This window comes from Actinophytocola sp. (assembly GCF_036378875.1).
Classification (GTDB): domain Bacteria; phylum Actinomycetota; class Actinomycetes; order Mycobacteriales; family Pseudonocardiaceae; genus Actinophytocola.
Map to the genome: position 1 here is coordinate 179,273 of NZ_DASUVO010000002.1, position 21,258 is coordinate 200,530.

At 69.2% G+C, this 21,258-nt stretch carries 19 protein-coding genes; 10 read left to right on the plus strand and 9 right to left on the minus strand.

All coding sequences use genetic code 11. The features are described 5' to 3' along the window. Nucleotides 1–108 precede the first annotated feature (108 nt). Nucleotides 109–687, minus strand: coding sequence for a DUF305 domain-containing protein (locus VF106_RS00945; protein WP_330837583.1), 579 nt, complete (start codon nucleotides 685–687; stop codon nucleotides 109–111). A 147-nt stretch (nucleotides 688–834) separates the two neighbouring features. Between VF106_RS00945 and VF106_RS00950 the strand changes: the two genes are divergently transcribed. After that, nucleotides 835–2,211 (plus strand): glycoside hydrolase family 28 protein, encoded by a 1,377-nt coding sequence (locus VF106_RS00950; RefSeq protein ID WP_330837584.1) that lies wholly within the window; start codon nucleotides 835–837, stop codon nucleotides 2,209–2,211. 27 nt (nucleotides 2,212–2,238) lie between these two features. Here the strand turns inward: VF106_RS00950 and VF106_RS00955 are convergent, their stop codons facing one another. Further along, a complete protein-coding gene (locus VF106_RS00955) occupies nucleotides 2,239–3,291 on the minus strand; it encodes an ArsR/SmtB family transcription factor (RefSeq protein WP_330837585.1) in 1,053 nt (350 codons plus the stop codon). Nucleotides 3,292–3,315: 24 nt separating this feature from the next. Further along, nucleotides 3,316–4,509 carry an amidohydrolase gene (locus VF106_RS00960; RefSeq protein WP_330837586.1) on the minus strand — a complete coding sequence of 398 codons (1,194 nt, stop codon included), beginning with the start codon at nucleotides 4,507–4,509 and terminating at the stop codon, nucleotides 3,316–3,318. 196 nt (nucleotides 4,510–4,705) lie between these two features. Between VF106_RS00960 and VF106_RS00965 the strand changes: the two genes are divergently transcribed. Then, complete coding sequence (locus VF106_RS00965; RefSeq protein ID WP_330837587.1) at nucleotides 4,706–5,620, plus strand: dienelactone hydrolase family protein; 915 nt, start codon at nucleotides 4,706–4,708, stop codon at nucleotides 5,618–5,620. Here VF106_RS00965 and VF106_RS00970 read toward each other — a convergent pair. Then, entirely contained in the window at nucleotides 5,617–6,525 is a 909-nt protein-coding gene (locus VF106_RS00970) for a M48 family metalloprotease (RefSeq protein ID WP_330837588.1), read from the minus strand. The genes VF106_RS00965 and VF106_RS00970 overlap by 4 nt on opposite strands. 49 nt (nucleotides 6,526–6,574) lie before the next feature. On the opposite strand from VF106_RS00970, the gene VF106_RS00975 reads away from it, so the two are divergent. The 5 genes from VF106_RS00975 (at nucleotide 6,575) to VF106_RS00995 (ending at nucleotide 12,131) form a co-directional block, all read left to right on the plus strand. Beyond that, a complete protein-coding gene (locus tag VF106_RS00975) occupies nucleotides 6,575–6,976 on the plus strand; it encodes a BlaI/MecI/CopY family transcriptional regulator (RefSeq protein ID WP_330837589.1) in 402 nt (133 codons plus the stop codon). A gap of 71 nt (nucleotides 6,977–7,047) precedes the next feature. Beyond that, a complete protein-coding gene (locus tag VF106_RS00980) occupies nucleotides 7,048–7,794 on the plus strand; it encodes an ABC transporter ATP-binding protein (RefSeq protein WP_330837590.1) in 747 nt (248 codons plus the stop codon). Then, nucleotides 7,791–10,271 carry an FtsX-like permease family protein gene (locus tag VF106_RS00985; RefSeq protein ID WP_330837591.1) on the plus strand — a complete coding sequence of 827 codons (2,481 nt, stop codon included), beginning with the start codon at nucleotides 7,791–7,793 and terminating at the stop codon, nucleotides 10,269–10,271. The genes VF106_RS00980 and VF106_RS00985 overlap by 4 nt, the downstream gene beginning before the upstream one ends. A 4-nt stretch (nucleotides 10,272–10,275) precedes the next feature. Beyond that, nucleotides 10,276–11,499, plus strand: coding sequence for a sensor histidine kinase (locus tag VF106_RS00990; RefSeq protein ID WP_330837592.1), 1,224 nt, complete (start codon nucleotides 10,276–10,278; stop codon nucleotides 11,497–11,499). Then, the gene (locus VF106_RS00995) at nucleotides 11,487–12,131 is read left to right on the plus strand and encodes a response regulator transcription factor (RefSeq protein ID WP_330837593.1); all 645 of its coding nucleotides are present in this window, start codon (nucleotides 11,487–11,489) and stop codon (nucleotides 12,129–12,131) included. The genes VF106_RS00990 and VF106_RS00995 overlap by 13 nt, the downstream gene beginning before the upstream one ends. Here the strand turns inward: VF106_RS00995 and VF106_RS01000 are convergent. After that, nucleotides 12,121–12,702 carry a TetR/AcrR family transcriptional regulator gene (locus VF106_RS01000; RefSeq protein WP_330837594.1) on the minus strand — a complete coding sequence of 194 codons (582 nt, stop codon included), beginning with the start codon at nucleotides 12,700–12,702 and terminating at the stop codon, nucleotides 12,121–12,123. The two genes, VF106_RS00995 and VF106_RS01000, sit on opposite strands and share 11 nt — an antisense overlap. Nucleotides 12,703–12,781: 79 nt before the next feature. On the opposite strand from VF106_RS01000, the gene VF106_RS01005 reads away from it, so the two are divergent. After that, nucleotides 12,782–13,408, plus strand: coding sequence for an NAD(P)-dependent oxidoreductase (locus tag VF106_RS01005; protein WP_330837595.1), 627 nt, complete (start codon nucleotides 12,782–12,784; stop codon nucleotides 13,406–13,408). Nucleotides 13,409–14,170: 762 nt separating this feature from the next. Here the strand turns inward: VF106_RS01005 and VF106_RS01010 are convergent. The 3 genes from VF106_RS01010 to VF106_RS01020 all read right to left on the minus strand — a co-directional run bounded on the left by VF106_RS01010 (nucleotide 14,171) and on the right by VF106_RS01020 (nucleotide 15,696). Next, nucleotides 14,171–15,028 carry an NAD(P)-dependent alcohol dehydrogenase gene (locus VF106_RS01010; protein WP_330837596.1) on the minus strand — a complete coding sequence of 286 codons (858 nt, stop codon included), beginning with the start codon at nucleotides 15,026–15,028 and terminating at the stop codon, nucleotides 14,171–14,173. Between the two features lie 93 nt (nucleotides 15,029–15,121). Beyond that, on the minus strand, nucleotides 15,122–15,382 hold the full coding sequence (locus VF106_RS01015; RefSeq protein ID WP_330837597.1) for a hypothetical protein: 261 nt from the start codon (nucleotides 15,380–15,382) through the stop codon (nucleotides 15,122–15,124). Then, nucleotides 15,379–15,696 (minus strand): ArsR/SmtB family transcription factor, encoded by a 318-nt coding sequence (locus VF106_RS01020; RefSeq protein WP_330837598.1) that lies wholly within the window; start codon nucleotides 15,694–15,696, stop codon nucleotides 15,379–15,381. The genes VF106_RS01015 and VF106_RS01020 overlap by 4 nt, the downstream gene beginning before the upstream one ends. 207 nt (nucleotides 15,697–15,903) lie before the next feature. Between VF106_RS01020 and VF106_RS01025 the strand changes: the two genes are divergently transcribed. Together VF106_RS01025 and VF106_RS01030 are read left to right on the plus strand one after the other, a co-directional pair. Then, on the plus strand, nucleotides 15,904–17,472 hold the full coding sequence (locus VF106_RS01025) for a glycoside hydrolase family 76 protein (RefSeq protein WP_330837599.1): 1,569 nt from the start codon (nucleotides 15,904–15,906) through the stop codon (nucleotides 17,470–17,472). A 298-nt stretch (nucleotides 17,473–17,770) separates the two neighbouring features. Beyond that, a complete protein-coding gene (locus tag VF106_RS01030; protein ID WP_330837600.1) occupies nucleotides 17,771–18,019 on the plus strand; it encodes a WhiB family transcriptional regulator in 249 nt (82 codons plus the stop codon). Nucleotides 18,020–18,077: 58 nt separating this feature from the next. On the opposite strand, the gene VF106_RS01035 is transcribed toward VF106_RS01030, so the two are convergent. Beyond that, entirely contained in the window at nucleotides 18,078–21,134 is a 3,057-nt protein-coding gene (locus VF106_RS01035; RefSeq protein WP_330837601.1) for a glycosyl hydrolase 115 family protein, read from the minus strand. Nucleotides 21,135–21,258: the final 124 nt, after the last annotated feature.

Sequence of the window (21,258 nt, forward strand, 5' to 3'; positions counted from 1 at the left end):
GCGCCGGTCAGGACGGCGACGTCACCGGCACTTCGGCGATCGTAGAAGGCAACCAAAACCACGCCAGCGAACAACGCCGAACCGCCACGACAGCCATGCTGCTACGGATCACGCCAGTGCCCGCATCTCCGTGATCTCCGCCTCCTGGACGTCGAGGATCTTCTGTGCGAGCGCCTTGGCGTCGGCGTTCTCACCTTGCGCCAGTTCGGTCCTGGCCATGTTCACCGCGCCCTGGTGATGCTTGATCATCAGCTCTACCCACAGCCGGTCGAAGGCGGCGCCGGTGGTCTGCTCGAGCTGTTGCATCTCGTCGGGCGTCATCATGCCCATCTCGTCGGCGGACATGCCGTCTTCCATGCCTGATGTGGTTGGCGCGCCCCATTGTTCGAGCATGCCGGTCATCTGCTGGATTTCCTCGTCCTGCGCGCCTCCGATACGACTGGCGAGATCCTTCACCGATGCGCTCGTGGCCTTCTCGCCGGCCATCTTGGCCATGTCGACCCCGTGCTGGTGGTGCGGGACCATTCCTTGTGCGAACGTGACGTCCTGCTCGTTGTGAGAGGACTGGTCAGCGCTGCTGGTGGACGTCGGCGTGCTGTCCACAGTGGACGCGGCGTTGTTGTCGCCGTCGCAGCCGGTAAGCGTGACGGCCGCGACCGCGCTGACACCCAACAAGAACTTCCTCATGAATCCTGCCCCTCCATGTGTCTGTTTACAAAGGAACATCACTGGACGCCGGCTCCGTGCAAGGAACGAATCGGGACGCCGGGTGGTTCAACGCGCCACGTGTAATGTCACATGGTGTGCTGGTTCGACCACGGGAAGGGACACCGCATGCGACGAGGATTCCCGCTCGCCCTGCTGGCCATCGGGCTCGCCACCACGCTGACGGCAGGAGCGGACGCCGACACGAGCGGATCCCGGCAGACGGACGACGCGGCGATCAACCGTATCGTGCGGGCGATCCAGGCACCCTCCATTCCGGACAGGGACTTCCTGGTTACCGACTTCGGCGCGGTCGGCGACGGTGCCACGGACGCGCGTCCGGGGATCATGGCGGCCATCGCGGAGGCCGCCGGGCGCGGCGGCGGTCGGGTGGTCCTACCTGCGGGCACCTGGCTCAGCGAGGGGCCGGTGCACCTGAGGAGCAGGATCGAGCTGCATCTCGCCGAGGGCGCCACGTTGTTGTTCGGGTCGGCCGCCAGGGACTACCTTCCGGTGGTGCCGACCCGCTGGGAAGGCACGGAACTGTACGGCTACTCGCCGCTGATCTACGGGAACAACGTGCACGACGTGGCGATCACCGGTAAAGGGGTGATCGACGGCAACGAGCGGCACGAGTTCCATGGCTGGTATGACAAACAGAGCGCAGACCAGCAGCGCCTGCGGCAGATGGGCTTCACCGGTGTCCCGCCCACCGAGCGCGTGTTCGGCGAGGGCACGTTCCTGCGGCCCAGCGCGATCCAGTTCTTCCACGCGAAACGAGTGCTGCTGTCGGACTACACCGTGCACAACTCGCCGTTCTGGATCAACCATCTCGTCTACACCGACCAGGCGACCGTGCGCGGACTCAACGTGGACAGTCACCGGTCCAACAACGACGGTGTGGACGTCGACTCCAGCCGTTTCGTGCTGGTGGAGGACAACACGTTCCGCACCGGCGACGACTCGGTGGTGGTGAAGTCCGGTCGCGACCTCGACGGCCGCACGGTCGGCCGGCCGAGCGAACACGTCGTGGTGCGCGACAACGACATGGGCGGCGAGGACGGCATCGCGTTGGGCAGCGAGATGTCCGGCGACATCCGGCACGTGTACTTCACCGACAACGTGCTACGCGACGGCGCCTCCGCGATCCGCTTCAAGGGCAATCTGGACCGCGGCGGCACCGTCGAGCACATCCGGGTGCGCGACATGACCGTCGGCTCGTTCGAGACCCTGTTCTGGTTCCAGCTCGACTACCCGGGTGAGCAGGGCGGCAACTACCCTCCGGTGTACCGCGACATCGTCTTCGACGGGTTCACGGTGGACTCGGCGGGCACCGTGCTCAACGCACACGGCCCGGAAGCCGTCCCGCTGCGCGACGTGACGTTCTCCGACATCACGGTGAAGCAGGCGGAGAAGCCGTTGGAACTGCTCAATGTGGACGGTCTACGGTTCCAGAACGTGGTGATAGGGAACAGCCGCGTCGACGGCAGGCTGAGCTGGCAGTAGCGGCAGGCCTCCTCGGCGAGAAATGGGTCAGCGCTGCAAAGCGGTGGCGACGTCCTGTCCGATGCGTTCGACGGCCCCGATGTCGATCCAGTAGTGGACGTAGCGGCCGGTGCGCTCCCCACGTACCAGCCCGAGTTCACGCAGCACGCGTAGATGGCGGGCAACCTGGGGTCGGGTCATCGACAGCCGGTCGGCCAGGTCGGCGGTGGTCATCGCCTGCCGGGCGATGAGCCGGCACAGCCGTACGCGGTGCGGGTTCGTGAGCGCGAGCATGCGGCTGCGGGCCAGAGTGATGCCCACACCCAGTGCCTCGACAGGGAAGTGCACGACCGGCGGCAGACCGGGTTCGTTCTTCACCAGCAGGTGCGGGGCTCCGTAACGGGTGGGGATCAACAGCACCGGGGTGCGTGCCGGGCTGATCACCACGTGGTGGATCTTGTCGAAGATGACCCGCGTGGGGCCCCGCAGAAGGGTGGACGGGCTGAGTGACGCGAGCGTCGCCGCCGGTCCCGCGTGCGCCAACTGTTGCCGCAGCCGGTGCGCGGCGTGCGTCAGGGTGGGCGCGGTCTCGGTCCACAGATCGTGGAAGAACACCTCGTGACACAGGTCGATGAACCCGACGATGTCCGCCCGCAGCGCCTCCGGGTCGCGCAGCAGGTCCTCGGCGAGGCGCAGGTGCGGATCCGGCAACCGGCCAGCGGCATGGCGGAGCGCCGCCGCCTGGCGCGGATCGTGCAGCACGTTGCCGAAAACGTATCCGCTGTAGCCGCTCGCGCACGTGTACGCGGTGAGCTCCGCGAACTGGTCCAGGCTGAGCCTGGCCAGCGGCGCCGACGCCACGTCGGCCGCCGGGTAGAAGGCGCGCCAGCGCAGTGCTGTCCACAGTGGAGCGAACCGCTGCAGTCCCGCCATGAACTCGGGTGGGGCGGTGCGCGTGATCTCGGCGGCCCAGGACGCGTGCTCGTGATGGTGCGTGTGCTCGGTCAGCACGTGCAGAGTCGCGGCCAGTTCCGCGAGGGGCGACACGGTGACCGTGAAGCGGTCCGCGCCCACCCCTTCCAGGACGATGACGACCGACATGGGCGGGAGTGTATGGCCGGTGTCTCACGCCAGAACCCCGGTTCGTTCCGTGAACTCCGCCCGCGCGTCCGCCAACAGCTCGGGGTCGGTCAGGAGATCGGCGACCACGCGCGCCAGCGCGGTCGCCGCGACCTGCGTGCGGTCGTGGGCGAACGGTGTGGCCGCCGCCTCGCGCATCGCGTCGGAGTGGCCGGGTGTCCCGGCGGCGGCGATCTGCATATACGGGTGGATGACCGGAAACAGGAGCGAGAGGTTGCCGATGTCGGAGGATCCCGCCGGGCCGTCCAGGTCACCGGCCGCGATCTCCACGCCCAACGCCCGCACCGCCTCCCCGAACCGTTCGGCGAGCACCATGTTGTTGCGGCGTTCCGCGTAGAGCGGGCCGGTCTCACTGACCGAGGCCGTCGTTCCGGTCGCCAGCGCGGCACCTTCTGCCGCGTCACGGACCCGCGTGAGCAGTGCCTCCACCGACACCGCCGTACGGTCACGCACATACAGATCCACGGCGGCATGGGCCGGCACGACGTTCGGAGCCTGCCCGCCGTCCGCGACGATGCCGTGCAGGCGAACAGTGGGCGGGACGAACTGCCGCAACGTGTCGAGTGCCTGGAGGAACAGCTGCGCGCCGGCCAACGCGCTGCGTCCCAGCCACGGAGAGACCGACGCGTGTGCGCTCACCCCGGTGAAGGCGACGCGGAGATGCGCGGCGGCCAGCCCGGCCCGCGCGGTCAACGACCGGTCGCCAGGATGGAACATCACCGCAGCGTCCACGCCGCCGAAGACCCCGGCATCGGCCAGCAGGATCTTGCCGGCACCACCCATTTCCTCACCGGGCGTGCCGATCACCGCGATCGTGCCCGGGTGATCGGGCAGCGCACGAACGACCGCGATCGCCGCCGCGGCGGCCCCGGCCGCGATGAGGTTGTGGCCGCAGCCGTGGCCGACACCGGGCAACGCGTCGTACTCCGCGAGCACCGCGACGTACGGGCCAGCCGCCTTTCCTTCGTGTACGGCAACAAAGGCCGTCTCCACCCCACCGACCGGCGCCCGCACCGCGAAGCCGGACTCGGTGAGCCAGGTGGTGAGGACCTCCTGGGCGTGATACTCCGCGAACTTCAGCTCCGGCAGCGCGTGGATGGCCATGCTCACGGCCTCCATGCGCGGCCGGAGCGCGGTGACCTCGGCGGAAAGAACGTCAAGCGACGGTGCGGCGGACATGAGAACTCCCTCGTATACAAGACGAATCGTGGCGAATGTGACGACCGTCACTGCGTCGAGACTACGAGGGCGCCGCCGAGGAAGACCTTGAATTGCCGCGTGTCAGGTAACTCTCGTCCAGCGGGACTATGCTCGTCCACACACCGTGGGCAGCCGGTCACGGACCGGTACCACTCTCGAGAATCTGGGAGGGGCCATGACGGAAATTCAGCGGTACCTCGCCGAAGAGGTAGCAGAGGACCTTGCTGACGGGATCATCAACCGAAGAGAAGCGGTACGCCGCCTGGGCCTGCTCGGCGTGAGCGGTGCGGCAGCCACCGGGCTTCTGACGACGTTCGCGGCGGGCGAGGCGACCGCGGCCGCCCCGGAAAACCTGGCGGGACACGGCAACAAGCCCACCGCGTCGGAAACGACGTGGGCGCCGGTCGCCCGCGAGTCCATCACGTTCGCGGGACCCCGGGTGCCGTTGATGGCCGCGTGGGCACCCGCCGCCGCACCGCGCGGCGGCGTGCTCGTCATCCACGAGAACCGAGGGCTGACCGAGCACATCCGCACGGTCGCCGGCCGGTTCGCCGCCAGCGGCTACTCCGCACTGGCGCTGGACCTCCTGTCAGAGGAGGGCGGCACGGGGGCGTTCCCGGGTGAGGCCGAGGTGGCGGCCGCACTCGGACAGATCCCACCGGAGCGTTTCGACGAGGACATGAAAGCCGCCGTGACCGAACTCAAACGGCGCCTCCGCGGCAAGAAACTGGCCGCGATCGGCTTCTGCTTCGGCGGCGCCATGATCTGGCGTCTACTCGCCGCTGGCGAACCTCGCCTGGCCGCGGCAGCACCTTTCTACGGCCCCTTCCCCGAAGGTGGCGACCTGTCCGGTTCCCGCGCCGCGGTGCTGGGCGTTTACGGTGGCCTCGACGCGCGCGTGAACGCGACCCGCCCGACCGCCAAAGCGGCACTGGAAACGGCCGATCTGAAATACGAACTTCTCACGTTCGCCGAAGCCGACCACGCCTTCTTCAACGACACGGGCGCCCGCTTCAACCCTCACGCCGCGACGGAGGTCTGGCGCCGAACACTGAACTGGTTTGACAACGCCGGCCACCGAGGGAACTAGCGCATAGCGAAAACCAGGAGTTCCTGTAGGTCGTAGACACATTCGCCGGTCCATACGACGGTGCTCACGGCGACCAGCGCGGGAATCCAGACCAGGAGTCGGCGCCCCACTTGATCTGCGAGTAGAGCGTTGACGCGGCGGGGCATCTCGCCGGGGCGGGCCCCGAGGTGGAGGGTGCCAGCGGGTGCGGTGACGCGGTTGGCGCGGAGCGCGGCCTCGCCGACGGCGGCGGCCACGTTGCGCCGGTTGCCCACGGCGTCGGCGGCTGCCTCGTCGGCGGCCCGCTCCACGAGGTACTGGACGTGCCTGAGCATGGGCGTGAGCAGTGGATGAATGGTCTTGCCCAGGCGGGTGAGCCACAGCAGGTCGTGGTGGCGCTGGTCGAGGTGGCACTGCTCGTGGGCGATGACCGCGTCGAGGCGGTCCGTGTGGAGCGTGTCGCGCATGGCGGTGGTGACGACGATGCGGCCGGACGGGCCGGGCAGGCTGAACGCGTCGACGGCCTCACTGGGCACGACGACGACACGCGGACCGTCCGGCAACGTCTCGGCCAGCTGTTCGCTCGTCCGAATGGCGCGGCGCCGGGCCCGCCATGCCACGGTCACGGCAATACCCGCCGCCACGCACCACAGCAGCGACAGCCAGGACACCCAGGGCACGTGTGCGGTGTCGGCGGCCACGGTCTCGTGCGACCAGCCCCCCATTCTCGCGACGGCAGGTATTTCCGCCAGTGCTTTGAGAGCGAAGCTGAAAAGGTTCACACCCGCCGCGATACCGGCGATTGCGGTGGCCCACGCGAAAGCACGGGCGGCGAGATCAGGGCGAAGCCGGTCGACCAATAGATGTCCGGCGGCGAGAACCAGCACCGGAACCACGACGACGGACCAGACAAAGTGGTCGAACATCACGAACCTCCCGGCATTTCGCCCGAGTATATGGGTATGCTCGTGCGGCGTGACGACCGGTGACGAACGCAGCGGCCGGCGACGCCCCGGCGAGTTGGAAGCGCAGATCCTCGCGATACTCGGTGCCGCGGGTGGCGCGCTCTCGCCGGGTGAGATCCGCGACCGGCTCGACCCTCGCGGCACGCTGTCCTACAGCGCTGTCGTCACCACGCTGACCCGGCTCTATGACAAGAAGGCCGTCACCAGGAAGAAGGACGGACGGGCCTACCGGTACGTGGCGGTCGCGGACGCGTCGACGCTCGTCGCCCGGCGGATGGGCCGGCTGCTCGACGCCCAGGACGACCGCACCTCGGTGCTGTCCCATTTCGTGAGTGAGCTGACCGACGCGGACGCGTCGGTATTACGTGACGTGCTGCACCGCGAGTTCGGCGAAGACACGGACGAGGGGTAGGGGTAGCCCTACCCCTCAGATCATTGCCTGCCCGGTGGGTCCCGTCCCCGTGAGCGACGAGCATTCTGGGCATGGTTCTCAGGGATTCACAGGGTGCCCCGCCGCGGGACGTGGTCGAGCTGTCCGGGGTGACGAAGGTGCACCCGGGTGGGGTGCGGGCGCTCGACGGGGTGACCGTCGGTTTCGGCCGGGGGTCGTTCACCGCGGTGATGGGGCCGTCCGGCTCCGGCAAGTCGACCTTGCTGCACTGCGCGGCCGGGCTGGACCGGCCCACTTCGGGTCAGGTCGTCCTGGCCGGGCGGGACATCGCCATGTTGCGGGAGCCGAAGCTGACCGCCGTCCGGCGGGCGCATGTCGGCTTCGTGTTCCAGTCGTTCAACCTCGTCGACTCGCTCTCGTTGTGGGACAACGTGTTGCTGCCCCAGCAGCTGGCCGGCACGCGGCCCGACCGGAAATGGGCGGCGGAGCTGCTGACGCGTGTCGGGCTTGCCGGCCGTGAGAAGGCGCGGCCGGGGCAGCTGTCCGGTGGGCAGCAGCAGCGCGTCGCGCTCGCCAGGGCGCTGGCCGCCCGCCCCGAGGTGATCTTCGGCGACGAGCCGACGGGTGCGCTGGACCTGTCCACCGGACGGGCGGTGTTGGCTCTGCTGCGCCGGTTTGTCGACGAGTTCGGCGCGACGATCGTGATGGTGACCCACGACCCCGCCGCCGCGGCGTGGGCCGACCGGGTGGTTTTCCTTGCCGACGGGCGGATCGCGGGCGAACTGCACACCCCGACCGCCGAGCAGGTCGCGGCGCGGATGATGGAGCTGACCCGATGATCACCAAACTCGCCACGGCCAGCGTGAAGCACCGCCTCGGGTCCTTCGTGGGCACCTTCCTCACCGCGTTCCTCGCGGTCGCGTTGATCGCGGGCAGCGGCCTGCTGCTGTGGTCGGTCCTGACCGCCGGGCCGGGCGCCGACCGGTTCACACGGGCCGACGCGATGGTCGCGGGTGACCGGTCCATCGTGCTGACCACCTCGACGAACAAGGGCGACAAGGTCAAGACCAAGACGAAGGAGGAGCGGCTCACCGGGGCCCAGCCGCTCCCACGGGAGACGGTCGACACCGTCGCCAGCACACCTGGCGTGACGGAAACCGTTGCGGACTACGCGTTCCCGGTCGCGCTCGACCTCGAAGGAAAGCCGGTTCGCGCGCCGGACGCCGCGACCGTGGCCCACGGCTGGTCGTCCGCCGCGCTGACCCCGTATCCGCTGAGGGCCGGCACGGCGCCGGGGCATGGCGAGGTCGCCCTCCAGGGCGAGTTCGGTGTCCATCTGGGACAGACGGTGCGGCTGACCAGCCGGACCGGCGTCCGTGAGCTGCGGGTGGCCGGCGTGGTCGGCGGCGATGTTCCTGGGCAGGCCGCGGTGTTCGTCGCGGACTCGCAGGTGGTCGAGCTGTCCGGGCTGGCCGGGCCCACCGCGGTCGCCGTCCAGGCCAGTGCTGACGGGATCACCGCCCTGCGTGAGAGAGTGGGGGACGCCGCGACCATCCACATTGGAGCGGACAAGGTGAGCGCCGACCTGCCCGGCGCGGTGCCGGACTACATCGGCGCGATCTCGATCTTCGGGTTCGTCCTCGGCATCACCGGGTTCGCGGCGGTGTTCGTGCTCACCGGCACGGTGTCGCTCGCGGTGCGCCAACGACTGCGCGAACTGGCGCTGCTGCGCACGGCTGGCGCGACACCGCGTCAGCTGCGTCGGGTGCTGCGCCTGGAGATCACGCTCGTCACCCTGACCGCGGCTCTGCCGGCGCTGCCCGCCGGGATCGTGGTCGCGGAGCTGGTGGCCACCCGGTTCCGGGAGCTGGGAGCGGTGCCGCCGCAGTTCACCGTGTCCTACAACGCCGTTGTGTTGATCGCCGCCGTGCTCCTCGGCTTGCTGGTGACCGTCTTCGCCACCGGGCTCGCCGCCCGGCGCGCCGTGCGGATCGCGCCGACCCAGGCGCTGCGGGAGACCGTCACCGCCGGCCGGGTCGGCTGGCTGCCGCGCGTGCTCGTCGCGGCGGTGCTGGTTGTCGGCGCGGTCGCGGTGCTGAGCCTGGTGCCACTCGGTGGTCCGTTCGGCATGGGCATGGGTTTCATCTCCTGCTCGCTGCTGCTGTGTGCGGTCGCCGCGCTCGGCCCGATCGTCGTCGGCGCGCTGACCGCGGTGCTGTCCCGGCTGGCCGCCGTCACCGGCGTGCTCGGCCGCGTCGCCGGCGCGATGACCAGGGCCGAGAGCCGGCGGGTCGTCGGGGTCGCGATCCCGCTGACACTGATGTTCGCGATCAACGCCACGATGCTGCTCAACGGCGACATCCTCACCGAGGTCACCGCCGACCAGCAGGCCGCGCGCACCGCGCCGGCGACCGTCCGGGTCGCCGCCACCAACGCGCCGGGCCTGCCGCTCGCCACCGCCGCCGAGATCGGTTCGCTGCCCGGGGTGACCGGTTCCGCTGCCACGGTGGGCACTCGCGTGGTCGTCGACGAGGGCGGCAAGCCGGAGGACTACGCCGCCCAGGGTCTGCGCACCAACGGCGAGCACGCACTCGACCTCGGCGTCACCGACGGCGAGCTGACGATCAAGGACGACACCGTCGCGGTCAGCCGCCCGCTCGCGGAGACCCGTGGTTGGCGGGTGGGGGACCGGCCGGTGTTCTGGCTGGCCGACGGCACCCGCGTCGAGCTGACCGTGGTCGGGATCTACGCGAACTGGCGCGGCTTTGGCGACCTCGTCCTGCCCGCCGAGCTCGTCGCCGCCCACGATCCCCGCGGCCTCGTCACCGCGCTGTACCTGCGGGGCGCACCGGATCTCACGCGGTGGCCCACGCTTGCCGCCACCGACGTCAGGGACCCGAGGGCCGGCACGGTGGACGTCCAGAACCAGCAGGCCGCGTGGGAGCTGATGGTCGTGATCTCGCTCGGCTTCACCGCGATCGCCGTGGTCAACACGTTCGCCATCGCCACGAGCGCGCGGCGCCGCGAGTTCGCCGACCTGCGGCTGGCCGGCGCGACCGCCCGGCAGCTTCACCGGATGCTCGGCCGGGAGACGCTCATCACCGTCGCCGTGGCGCTCGTGCTGGGCTGCGTGATCAGCGGCGCGGTGGTCGGCACGTTCAGCGTGGCACAGGACGGCCAGTGGCGGCTGTTCGCAGAACCCTTGCGGTACCTGGCTTTGCTCGGCGGCGTCGGCCTGCTCGGGGTGGTCGCCGGCGCGGTGCCCGCCCGCCTGGTGGTCAGGCGGCGCTCGCTTCCCGCGGTGAAGCTAGGTTGATCACGTGATCCGCCGCGGCGCCGTCGCGCTCGCCCACCTGCTGACCAGCCTGGTGCTGGGGCCCGCCACCTTCGTGTGGGCCCTGGTCACCACGCTGGTCAGCGGTGTGCTGTCGTTCACCTACCTGGCCCCACCGGCGTTTCTCGCGGCGACCTGGGTGACCCGCCGGATCGCCGCCCTCGAACGGCTGCGTGCGGGAGTCCAGCTGCGTCGGCCGATCGAGTCCCCGTACGACCCGCTGACCGGCACGAACCCGTGGGTCCGCGGCCGTGCGGTGGTCCGTGACGCAGCGACCTGGCGGGACCTCGAGTGGTTGTTGTTGTTGCTGCCGCTCGGGGTCGCGGGATTCGCCGGCGTGATCGCCGGCGTGGTGGACCTCGCCACGATCCTCGCGCCGGTCTGGCTGTGGGCGGTGCCCAACCCGTACCTGCCGCCGGTCGTGGACTGGCTGTTCAACACCGGTGCCGGCCGGTTCGTCCTCACCGCCATCGGGCTGGCGCTCGCACCGGTGGCGTGGTGGCTCGTCACGCGGGTGGCCCGGCTGCAGGCCCGCCTCGCCGTGGCGCTGCTCGAACCCGGCCCACGGCAACGCCTCGCGCGGCGGGCCCGTGAACTCGCCGTAACCCGCCGCCGTGTCGTGGACGCTCAGGCCGCTGAGTTGCGTCGTATCGAACGGGACCTGCACGACGGGGCACAGGCCAGGATCGTCGCCGCCGGCATGACCCTCGCGCTGGCCGACCGGAAGATGCGCACCTCGGGACAACCGGCCCGTGAGGACGTCCACATCGCACGGCGTCAGCTCGACGAGGCACTCGCCGAACTACGCCGTCTCGTCCGCGGCATCCATCCGCCGATCCTCACCGACCGCGGGCTTGTCGCCGCGCTCGCCGCACTGGCCGGCGACGCGCCGCTCCCTGTCCAGGTCGAGGCAGGCGAGCTGGGGGAGCTGCCACCGGCGGTCGAGTCGGCGGCGTACTTCGTGACCGCCGAGGCACTCGCGAACGTCGTGAAACACGCCGACGCCGGCACGTGCACGGTGACGCTGACCAGGGCCGAGGACGTGCTCACGGTCGAGATCCGCGACGACGGCCGCGGCGGCGCGGACGCGTCCGGGTCCGGTTTGGACGGTCTGCGCCGCCGAGTCGAAGCACTCGACGGGTTTCTGTCGGTCACCAGCCCGGTCGGAGGTCCGACCGCCATTCACACGGAGCTGCCATGCGCATCGTGATCGCCGAGGACCTCCTGCTGCTGCGGGAGGGGCTGGTGCGAATGCTCACCGACACCGGGCACGAGGTCGTCGCCGCCGTGTCCACCGCGCCAGAACTGGAAGCGGCGGTGGCCGACCACCGGCCCGAATTGTCCATAGTGGATGTCCGGATGCCACCGAACTTCCGCGACGAGGGACTGCGGGCCGCGCTCGCCATCCGCCGCCGCGAGCCCCGCACCCCCATTCTCATCCTGTCCCAGTACGTCGAACGCGCCTACGCGGCCGAACTGATCGCCGACGGCCATGGCGCGGTCGGCTACCTGCTCAAGGACCGCGTGACCGCACTCGACGAGTTCCTCGACGCCATCGAACGTGTCGCCGCCGGCGGGACGGCCATGGACCCGGAGGTCGTGCGGCAGTTGTTCGCCCGCAACAACAGCGACCGGGGCATCACCGCTCTCACCGCCAGGGAACGCGAAGTGCTCGGCCTCATCGCGCAGGGACTGTCCAACTCTGCCATCTGCACCGAACTGGTTCTCGCGCCGGCTTCGGTGGAAAAGCACATCAGCAACATCCTCAACAAGCTGGACCTACCACCGGCCGACGACAGCCACCGGCGAGTACGCGCGGTGCTCGCCTACCTCAACCACTGAGCAACGGCTGGACGACTGTTCGGGCGAGCGCAGCGGCGCGGGCACGCGTGGCGGCCGCGGCGCCGGGCCCTTTCGCGTAGTAACGCAAAAACGCCTCCTGGAAGCACGCGCCGACAAGCAGTGCCGCCGCCGCGTCCGGATCCGCGTCCGCCCGCACACGCCCTGCCGACTGCTCGGCCCTGAGGTACCCGGCGAACGCCTCGACCGCCTTCTCGGGACCGCCGCCGTGCCGGCCGATCGCCTCCCGGTGTGTCGCCATCCTCTGTGGATCCGAGAGCAGTGCCGCCAGCATGGGAATGGCCCGCTGATAGAAGTCCAGGGCGGCGTGTGCCAACTCGGTGAGGTTGTCCTCGAGGTCACCAGTGCCCGGTCGGACCGACACGCGGGACAGCCCAGGCAACCGCTCCCGCAGCACCGCGAGCAGCAGACGCTCCTTGTCGCCGAAGTACTTGTAGAGCGTGGGTTCGGAAACCGCCGACGCCTGCGCGATCTCCTTGGTCGTGGCCTGCGCGACCCCACGCGTGCGCAGGATCTCCGCGGCGGCGTCGAGGATCCGCTCCCGGGTGCTCATGTCCCTCCTCGCCGTTTGACGGGTTAGTGAACACTAGCCTACGCTGAGGCTAGTGTTCACTAACCACTGGAGGTCACACATGCGTCTCACCGTTTTCGGCGCGACCGGCGGCACTGGCCAACACGTCGTGCGCCAGGCACTCGAGGCCGGTCACCACGTCACCGCGGTGGTCCGCGACCCCGCTCGGGTGGCACCGCACGCCCGGTTGGCGCCCGTGGTCGCGGACGTGATGGACCCGGCGGCGATCGAGGTCGCCGTGAAGGGACAGGACGCCGTCATCTCGGCACTCGGCCCGCGACCGGGCGACGACACGCCGGTCTGCGCCACGGCCGCCCGCTCGATCATCACGGCCATGAACGCCACGGCCACCAGCCGCCTGGTCGTCATCACCGCCAGCGGCCACGTCGTCGACTCCGGTGACGGGCCGTTCACCCGCGCGCTGGTCAAGCCGATGCTGCGCCGTTTCCTGCGGACCGGGTTCGATGACTTCGCGCAGACCGACGAGTTGGTCCGCAACAGCGGTCTGGAGTGGACGATCATGCGCCCGCCGCGCCTGACCAACGGCAAGCGCCGCCCCTACCGCACGGCGCTCGATCTCAACGTGCGCGGCGGCATCATGATCGGCCGCGCCGACCTGGCCGACGCGATCCTCACCGCACTCACCGACCCGACGACCGCGGGACACACCATCTCGCTCGGCTACTGACGGAGCCAGCTTGTCCGGCATGAGCCCGCGATGACCGGCCTTCGGCTCCGAGGCTGGTGAGGTCGACGAACGGATCTTCGTCGCGGCCGCTCCAGCGTGGGACCAGCCCATCAGGATCGTTCGCGCGGACCCCGATTTGGCAGAACCGTCCCATCCGGTCGGTGGCGCGACGGGCGGTGGCCAGCCGGGCGGCCCGAAGAGGCCCGTTTCCTTTGCCTCCCAAGGTCTCAACTACCGCGGAAAGATCACGTCGCCGCCGGTGCTGCCCGGTGGCCACCGACATGCCCGGCTCAGGCGGTCGCGACCCGAGACACCGCTTGTCTCGTAACAGGGGTCGTGCTTGTCCCGGCCGCCTCAGCTGTTTCGCCTATCTCGGTGCCTCGACGATCGTCCCGCCTGCTGCCTGCTGCCTGCTGCCTGCTGCCTGCTGCCTGCCGCCCGCCGCCCGCCCAAGGCACCAATGGGACTTTCGCTCGGTTCGGACAGGTGAACCCGTTGCCAGTAGCGGTATCTGCGGCCCGAATTGTCGGTGCCCACCGGTAGCGTGGAAACCGGGGGACCCCCGGGGAACGAATGGGACTTTCGTCGGGGATACCCCGATCGTGTCGCGGGCACCGGGGCTCAGGAGGCCGTTTCTGTCGGTGCCACCGGGTAGCGTGGAAATCGGGGGGCCCACCGGGTGCACGAAAGGACCTTTCGTGCGGGCCCTGGGGAGGTGCGGCCGTCGTGTCCGCTGACTGTCCGGCCGCTCCGGTGCTCTTCCTACGGTGTGATGACGATCTTGCCGCGGACGCGGCTGTTCCGCAGGTGGGTGATCGCCGTGGGCACGTCGATGAGTGGGAGTGTCTGGTCGACCGCCGGCGTGATCCTGCCTTCGGTGAGGAGCTCGCTCAGGCGGGTGAGGTCCGACGTGCGCACGATCGAGAGCGGTGCCCGCAGGTGTTGGCGGGTGAACGGTCGGCGCACCAGGACGCCGAAAGACCGGCTCAGCCCGCCGATCCAGCGGCCACCCTCCTCCGCGCCGACGAGTACGAGCGTCCCCCTCGGGGTGAGCAGGCGTAGCAGTGTCGGGAGCGGGCGACTACCCGCGATGTCCAGCACCCTGTCGTACTGCCCGGACAGCTCCGTGCTCGTGTAGTCGATCACCTCGGTCGCGCCCAGCGAGCGAACGAACTCCACCTTCGTCGGGCCGCACACGCCGGTCACCGACGCGCCGAAGACCGTCGCCAGTTGGACCGCGTACGAGCCGACGCCGCCGCCGGCGCCGATGACCAGCACGCGCTGCCCCGCCTCGACACCCCGCAGCACCTCGAGAGCTGTGCACGCCGACACCGGCACGGCCGCCGCCTGTTCGAAGGTCAGGTTCGCCGGTTTCGGCACGATCCTCTTCGCGGTCGTGTACTCGGCGAACGTGCCGCGGCCGATGCCGAACACCTCGTCGCCAGGGCGAAATCCGGTCACCTTCGTGCCGACAGCCTCGACGATCCCGGCCATGTCCAGTCCTGGCACCGGCATCCGGGGACGCGGCAAGCCGAACGCGAGACGTCCCAGGTAGGGCAGTCCGGTGACCTGATGCCACGTGCCCTGGTCCACGCCGGCCGCGCGCACGCGTACCAGCACTTCGTTCGATCGCGGCGTTGGTTTCTCCATTTCGCGTAACTGGAGGACATCCGCCGGAGTTCCGTAGCGGTCTTGCGCCATTGCCTTCATGGGTTATTCCACCGTTCTGAGAATCTGTTCGATGGCCGCGGTCCGCGTCCGCAGGTCGGTGAGCTCCGTGGCCGCCCGCTGCTGGGCGTCGAGCGTCCCCTCGGCGAGCTGCTCGTAGCGGCGGACGAGCTGGCGAAGGCTGTCTTCCTGCTCGGCCACGAGCTTCGCCTTGCGCAGGTCGAGGTACGTCGAGAAACCGCCGCCGATGAGGATGATCACGACGACGAAGACGCCCAGGATGATGATCGCGTTCGGCCAGGTCACGTCTGCTCCTTGCGTGCCGGTGAGGTGAGGGTCACGGCGGCCTCGGCCAGTGCGGCCGCGGTGAGTCGCACCTCGAAGTCGGTGACCTCGAAGTACTTCATGGCCTTGCCGTCCGCCGACAGCTCGAGGTTCCCGGCCACGAGCCCGGCGGCTTCGAGTTTCTGCAGGTGCATGTGGAGAAGGGGACGGCTCACCCCGATGTCGCGAGCCAGCTGGCTCACGTACTGCCGTCCCTCGGCCAGCCGGGCGACGATTCGCAACCGGATCGGGTTGGCCAGCGCGGCCAACAACTCGATCAGGGCGTCGCCCGTCATGTCGCTCCTACACCTGTCAATTTTTGCTGACAGGTGAAACAGTACGCTGTCACGACCGGTTCGGCAACGGCTTGTCGCAAGGAGCGGAGTGCGTTGACGCTCCGAGTGCGGCTGCAATACCGTCGGTAGGGCGTGAGAGCGCTCTCACCCCTGCTGGTGGCCGCATCCCTGCGCGGTCGCCGGAGCAGCGCTCCCCGGGAGGACTCGATGCCGAGATCCGTGCTGGCCGCTGCCCTCGTCACGATCTTCCTCACGACCACGGTCCTCGCCGCACCAAGTCCGGCACATTCCGCATCAAGTCAGGTACTCGCCGTACCAAGTCCAGCGACGAGCGAACCAAGCCAGGAACCTCCTTCGCCGCCGGCCAAGCCTGGTGCGAATCCGAACGGCCAGGTTTCGGTCGTCGCCGGACCGAACCCTCTCGCCGTGGTGTGCAACCGCTACTGCGACGGCCGCGATCCCGCGCTCGCGCCACGTGACCGCGAGCCAGTGGTGGCAACGCTGTTCGGCCGGCGCTTCTCCCTGCACGTCAACGACACCGACTCGATGGGCTGGGCCGCCGTGTCGGCGGGCAGTACCGGCGACGAGCTCTGGCTCGACCGGTCCTTCGACGGCGGGCGCACCTGGGGGTCCGGCAGCAGGCTCGGCCTCGTTCGGATCCCGGCCGGCGCGACCGGTCAACGCACCCTCATGTTCAACGTCGACGACTGGACCAACCGCGGCATCGGAGCACTCCGGGCCTGCGGCAAGGCGGTCGACCGGCCCGAGATCGTCTGCACCGGCTGGGCCCGCAGCACATGGAACGCGTGGGATCGGCGGACCGCGGCGGCCACCGCGCTGATGATGTTCTACCGCAACGACACCGGCCTGTTCGACACGACGGGGTGGTGGAACTCGGCGAACGCGCTCACCGCGCTCATCGACAACATCCGCGTGTCCGGCATGGGCAGCTACGGCTACGTCGTCGCCAACACCTACGAGCGCAACGTGAACGCCGGACTCGGCCAGTTCCGCAACGACTACATCGACGACACCGGCTGGTGGGCGCTCGCGTGGATCGCCGCCTACGACCTGACCGGCGACCGCCGCTACCTCGCGACCGCACAGGCCGGTGCGGACTACATGCACGAGCACTGGGACGGCGTCTGCGGTGGTGGCGTGTGGTGGTCGGTCGCCAGGTCGTACAAGAACGCCATCACCAACGCGCTCTACATCCAGGTCAACGCCGCGCTGCACAACCGCGTCGCGGGGGACGGCGTGTACCTGGGGCGTGCCCGCGCCGGCTGGGCGTGGTACTCCGGTTCCGGCATGATCAACAGTGGCAACCTGGTGAACGACGGCCTCAACACGAGCACGTGTGCCAACAACGGCCAGCCGGCGTGGAGCTACAACCAGGGAGTGATCCTGGACGCGCTCGTCGAGTTGCATCGCGCCACGGGGGACGCCGCGCTCCTGACCCGCGCCCGCCAACTCGCGGACGCCTCGTCGACCAACGCCGGCCTCAACCCTGGCGGGATCCTGCGTGAGCCGTGCGAGCCGTCGAACTGCGCCGCGGACGGGCCGTCGTTCAAGGGCGCGTACGTGCGGGGACTCGGCTCGCTGAACGCGGCGCTACCCAACCAGCCCTACACGTCCTACCTGCGCGGACAGGCCGACGCCGCCTACGCCGCCAACCGCACCACCCTCGACCACTACGGTTTGCGCTGGGCGGGGCCCTTCGACCAGGCCGACGCCGCGCGCCAGCACAGCATCCTGGACCTGCTGAACGTGACGTGATCTCACGAACATGGAATAAGTCGAGCGTTTCTCGCCGTTAACACGTACGCTGTCCAAGGGACGGCGTGAGAGATCATGCCGACAGGGGACGGGCTCGGTGCCGAAAGGCATACAAAACGACACATTTCGTTAGCAGAGGCACTCGCGCGTGCGCGGGTGCCCGCTCGCGGGTGAGGTCGAGCGAGCCAGCACGAGGTAGATGCCGAAGCGGACCAGGGCGCGCGCGTGACCTGCGAAGACGGCGTCACGCACGACTGAACGAACAACCGGTTCAACGCTGCGTTGGGAGGCGGCTGACATGAACACTGTGGACGATTGGCGAGACCGCGCCGCCTGCCGGGACGCGGACCCCGAACTCTTCTTTCCGGTGTCCGACATCGGTCCCGGCGCACGGCAGGCGGCTGAGGCGAAGGCGGTGTGCTCGCGGTGTCCCGTGCGCATGCAGTGCCTCGACTACGCCGTCGACGCTGGTCTGGACCACGGCATCTTCGGCGGGACCAACGAGCGCGAACGACGCGAGCTCGTCCGCCGGCAGCGCGTGGCCTGACCCCGAAAGCCATGAGTGCCTCGTTCGGATCCGTTCCGAACGAGGCACTCACGTCATGTCACCGCACGTGCTTGCTGGAGGGCGGCCCGAGGTAGCTCGGCGCCAGTCCGCCGGTGTCGATGACGATCTTCTGCACCACCACCGTCGGATCGACCGCCCAGACCTTGAGCACGTGCTCACCCGGTGCCTCGACGACATGCGTCGTGGCCGTGCGGTTCACGTTGTCCGAGGTGTTGCGTTCCCACTGCCTGTTCATCGCGGTGTCGTCCGCCCCGGTCGCCGTGGTCACGTTCACCCGTTGCGGGGCCTGACCGTCCAGTGACACCGCGTAGGTGAGGCCGTCCCTGCTGTGCACGTTGTTCCTCGGCGACAGGTAGACCCACACGGTGACCGGCCCGGTGGTGTTCAGGTTCACTGTGTACTCCAACCGCGGACCGTCCGGCTCGCGACGAGGCGCGGTCACCGGCGTTGGCTGCATGCCGGCGCCGTCGCGTCCGATGTCGGGGATGCGCAACCAGTTCCCGACCACGCGGCTCGTGCCGTCCGCGGGCACCGACACGTAGCCGTTGGCCTCGACGTAACCCCGCCTCGGCGTGGTCGTGGAGTTGTCCACAATGGCCTCGACCACCACGGTCCGCCCCGCGCCCGTGATGGTGATCGGCACCCGCGTGGTGCCGCGCGGCGCGCGTTTCCAGTCCACTGTGACCTCTGCGCGGACCTGCTTGTCGACTGTGCCGCGCGACGGTGACACCGACACCCACGGCTCGGCGGGCGAGATCCGGTAGCCGAACGGTGTCGCGCCGCGGTTGAACACCTCGACGTACTGCTTCGGCTGACTCTGGAACCGGCTGAACGTCGGCAGCACCGCCGGAGCGGGTGCCGCCGGCCACCACTGGTCCGAACCATCGACCGCGACGCCCATCTCAGCCGCCTCCGGCACCTGGATTCGTTGCACTGCGGGGAAGACCTCGTCAGGCAGCGCCACATTGTTGAGCTCCGGCTGCTGCCACGGCGCGTTCGGGCCGTACCGCGCGATGTCGCCGTAGCCGATCTTCGGTTGGAGCTGGAAGTTGCGCCACTTACCGTCGGCGAGCCCGGTGTTGTAGTAGTTGTTCAGTGACTGGTCCTCGGCGAACCGCGCGTCCGTCTCGTCCGCGAGGTCGTTGGTCGCGGACCGTCCCTGCCGGGCGTACAGAATGTTCGTGAACTCGGCGCGACGCAACTCGTACAGGTTCGCCGTCGCCTTGGTCGCGTAGCCGACGAGCTGGAAGTACGCGTCCTGATAGGACTCCGGCAGCAGCTGCTCGATCCGCGCCGATCTCGCCGCGAGCCGTTGCCAGTCCGCGGTCACCCGGTCCATCTCGCGGTAGTTCTCCAGGAAGAACGGGGTCATCTGGTCGTCATACGTGACCACGTTCCCCGGGCCGCTGGTGATCCGCCGGTTGAGCAGCTCCGGCTTGCGACGTGACTGCAGATAGCCGTACGTGTGCAGGATGTCAGCGATCTCGTCGGCGTGCCGGGCGGGGAAGTTCTCGGCCGCGTAGCGCTTCTCCCACTTCGCCACGTCCTTCAGCGGGATCGGCTTCCACGCGTAGTCGAGGAAGAACTGCAGCGGCAGCTCCTCGTTCTTCATGTCACCGACGTTCACCACCCACAACCGGTCGACGCCGTGACTGTAGGTCGTGTTCAGCTGCTCCCACGTGTTCGCGATGTTGATGGTGTCGACCCACTTGTAGTTGCGGCCGCCGCCGACGTAGTCGAAGTGGTAGTACATCCCGTACCCGCCCGCGCGAGGCGGCAGGGTCAGGTCGGGCTGCTTGCGCATGTTGCCCCAGTTGTCATCCGTGAACACGACGGTCACGTCATCGGGGGCGCGCAAACCCTTGTCCCAGTACCGTTGCACCTCCTTGTACAGCGTCCACACCTGCGGCGCGTCGAGCATGTCCGCGTCGGCGAGGATCTGCCGCTCGCTGGCGAGGATCTCCTGCATCAGCTCGATGCCGTCTCCGTCGGGCAGACCGACGTCGCCGTTCCCGCGCATGCCGAGCGTGACCACACCCTCGAAGTCCTCGTTCGCCATGCGCTCGACGCCGTCGGTCCAGTACGCCTTGATGGCGTCCGCGTTGCGGCGGAAGCTCCACTCACCCGTGCCGCCGTACGGATCGTGGCCAGGGGTCACGATGTTGCCGTTCGAATCGCGGACCGCGGGCACCGCGTGCCGGTTCCACTCCTCGATGCCGCGCATCATGGGTGCCTCGTGGGAGGTGCCCATGACCACGCCGTAGAGGCTCGCGGTCGCGTGGTTGGCGGGGTCGTCCTCGGCGAACGCCCTGCCCCAGACCGCCGGCCAGAGGTAGTTCGCCTTGAGTCGCAACATGGTCTCGAACACGCGGGCGTAGAAGCGACTGTTGAACCCCCCGGGATGGCCTGGGGCAAGCCCTTGCCCAAAGGTGGCCGGCGCCCAGGTGCCCAGCGCCGGGTTCTCGTCGTTGATGAAGAACCCGCGGTACTTCACGGCCGGCGTGCCCTGGGTGTGCCGGCCCGGGAGGACGTGGAGCTCGGCGGCCTGGCGGGCCGGCACGTCGTCCCACCAGTACCAGGGCGACACGCCGATGCGCCGGGAGACGTCGTAGGCGCCGTAGATCGTGCCGCGTTGGTCGCTGCCGGCGATGACCAGCGCGCGTCGGACACCGGGCAGCGGATCCCGAACCACCTGCTGCAGCGACGTCTCCCACTTGCCGGCGATGCCGGTGACGTCAAGCTTTCCGCGCTGTACCAAGCCATCGATGAGCGGGCTCTCCCCGATCGTGCCGACGAGCACCGGCTCGGCGCCGGGTGGCACGTCGTTCAGGGACACCGTCGGTCGCACTCCGGTCACCCGCTCGATGTCGTCCCGGAGGTCACCCACCACCCGGACGACGCCCGGCCGGTCGGCCTCACTCACCACGATGGGGGCGGCTCGACCGCCCGCTACCAAGGGAAAGGCGCCCGGCCGGGCGGAGGTGACCACATAGGACTCGTCGGTTCCCGTGCCGACCGCGGCGACCACGGGAGTGGCGGGGGTGAGAGCGGCGGCAAGAAGGGGAACCACGACCAGGGCGGCAGACCTTCGCATGTCGATCTCCGTACTATCGCAGGGCGGAGCCGAAAGTTTCGGACTACTTCCGTAACCTGCCCACGATAACCAGAGTGTCGCCGGTAATCCAGAGTGCTCACACCGCAACGAATCCTGAAACTTT

Bases quoted from the DNA above. Each gene is read 5' to 3' on its own strand.
- VF106_RS00945 (WP_330837583.1), bottom strand. From the start codon at position 687: ATGAGGAAGTTCTTGTTGGGTGTCAGCGCGGTCGCGGCCGTCACGCTT.
- VF106_RS01005 (WP_330837595.1), top strand. From the start codon at position 12,782: ATGCGTCTCACCGTTTTCGGCGCGACCGGCGGCACTGGCCAACACGTC.
- VF106_RS00965 (WP_330837587.1), top strand. From the start codon at position 4,706: ATGACGGAAATTCAGCGGTACCTCGCCGAAGAGGTAGCAGAGGACCTT.
- VF106_RS01025 (WP_330837599.1), top strand. From the start codon at position 15,904: ATGCCGAGATCCGTGCTGGCCGCTGCCCTCGTCACGATCTTCCTCACG.
- VF106_RS01000 (WP_330837594.1), bottom strand. From the start codon at position 12,702: ATGAGCACCCGGGAGCGGATCCTCGACGCCGCCGCGGAGATCCTGCGC.
- VF106_RS00980 (WP_330837590.1), top strand. From the start codon at position 7,048: ATGGTTCTCAGGGATTCACAGGGTGCCCCGCCGCGGGACGTGGTCGAG.
- VF106_RS00985 (WP_330837591.1), top strand. From the start codon at position 7,791: ATGATCACCAAACTCGCCACGGCCAGCGTGAAGCACCGCCTCGGGTCC.
- VF106_RS01030 (WP_330837600.1), top strand. From the start codon at position 17,771: ATGAACACTGTGGACGATTGGCGAGACCGCGCCGCCTGCCGGGACGCG.
- VF106_RS01035 (WP_330837601.1), bottom strand. From the start codon at position 21,134: ATGCGAAGGTCTGCCGCCCTGGTCGTGGTTCCCCTTCTTGCCGCCGCT.
- VF106_RS00960 (WP_330837586.1), bottom strand. From the start codon at position 4,509: ATGTCCGCCGCACCGTCGCTTGACGTTCTTTCCGCCGAGGTCACCGCG.
- VF106_RS00995 (WP_330837593.1), top strand. From the start codon at position 11,487: ATGCGCATCGTGATCGCCGAGGACCTCCTGCTGCTGCGGGAGGGGCTG.
- VF106_RS00970 (WP_330837588.1), bottom strand. From the start codon at position 6,525: ATGTTCGACCACTTTGTCTGGTCCGTCGTCGTGGTTCCGGTGCTGGTT.
- VF106_RS00955 (WP_330837585.1), bottom strand. From the start codon at position 3,291: ATGTCGGTCGTCATCGTCCTGGAAGGGGTGGGCGCGGACCGCTTCACG.
- VF106_RS01020 (WP_330837598.1), bottom strand. From the start codon at position 15,696: ATGACGGGCGACGCCCTGATCGAGTTGTTGGCCGCGCTGGCCAACCCG.
- VF106_RS00950 (WP_330837584.1), top strand. From the start codon at position 835: ATGCGACGAGGATTCCCGCTCGCCCTGCTGGCCATCGGGCTCGCCACC.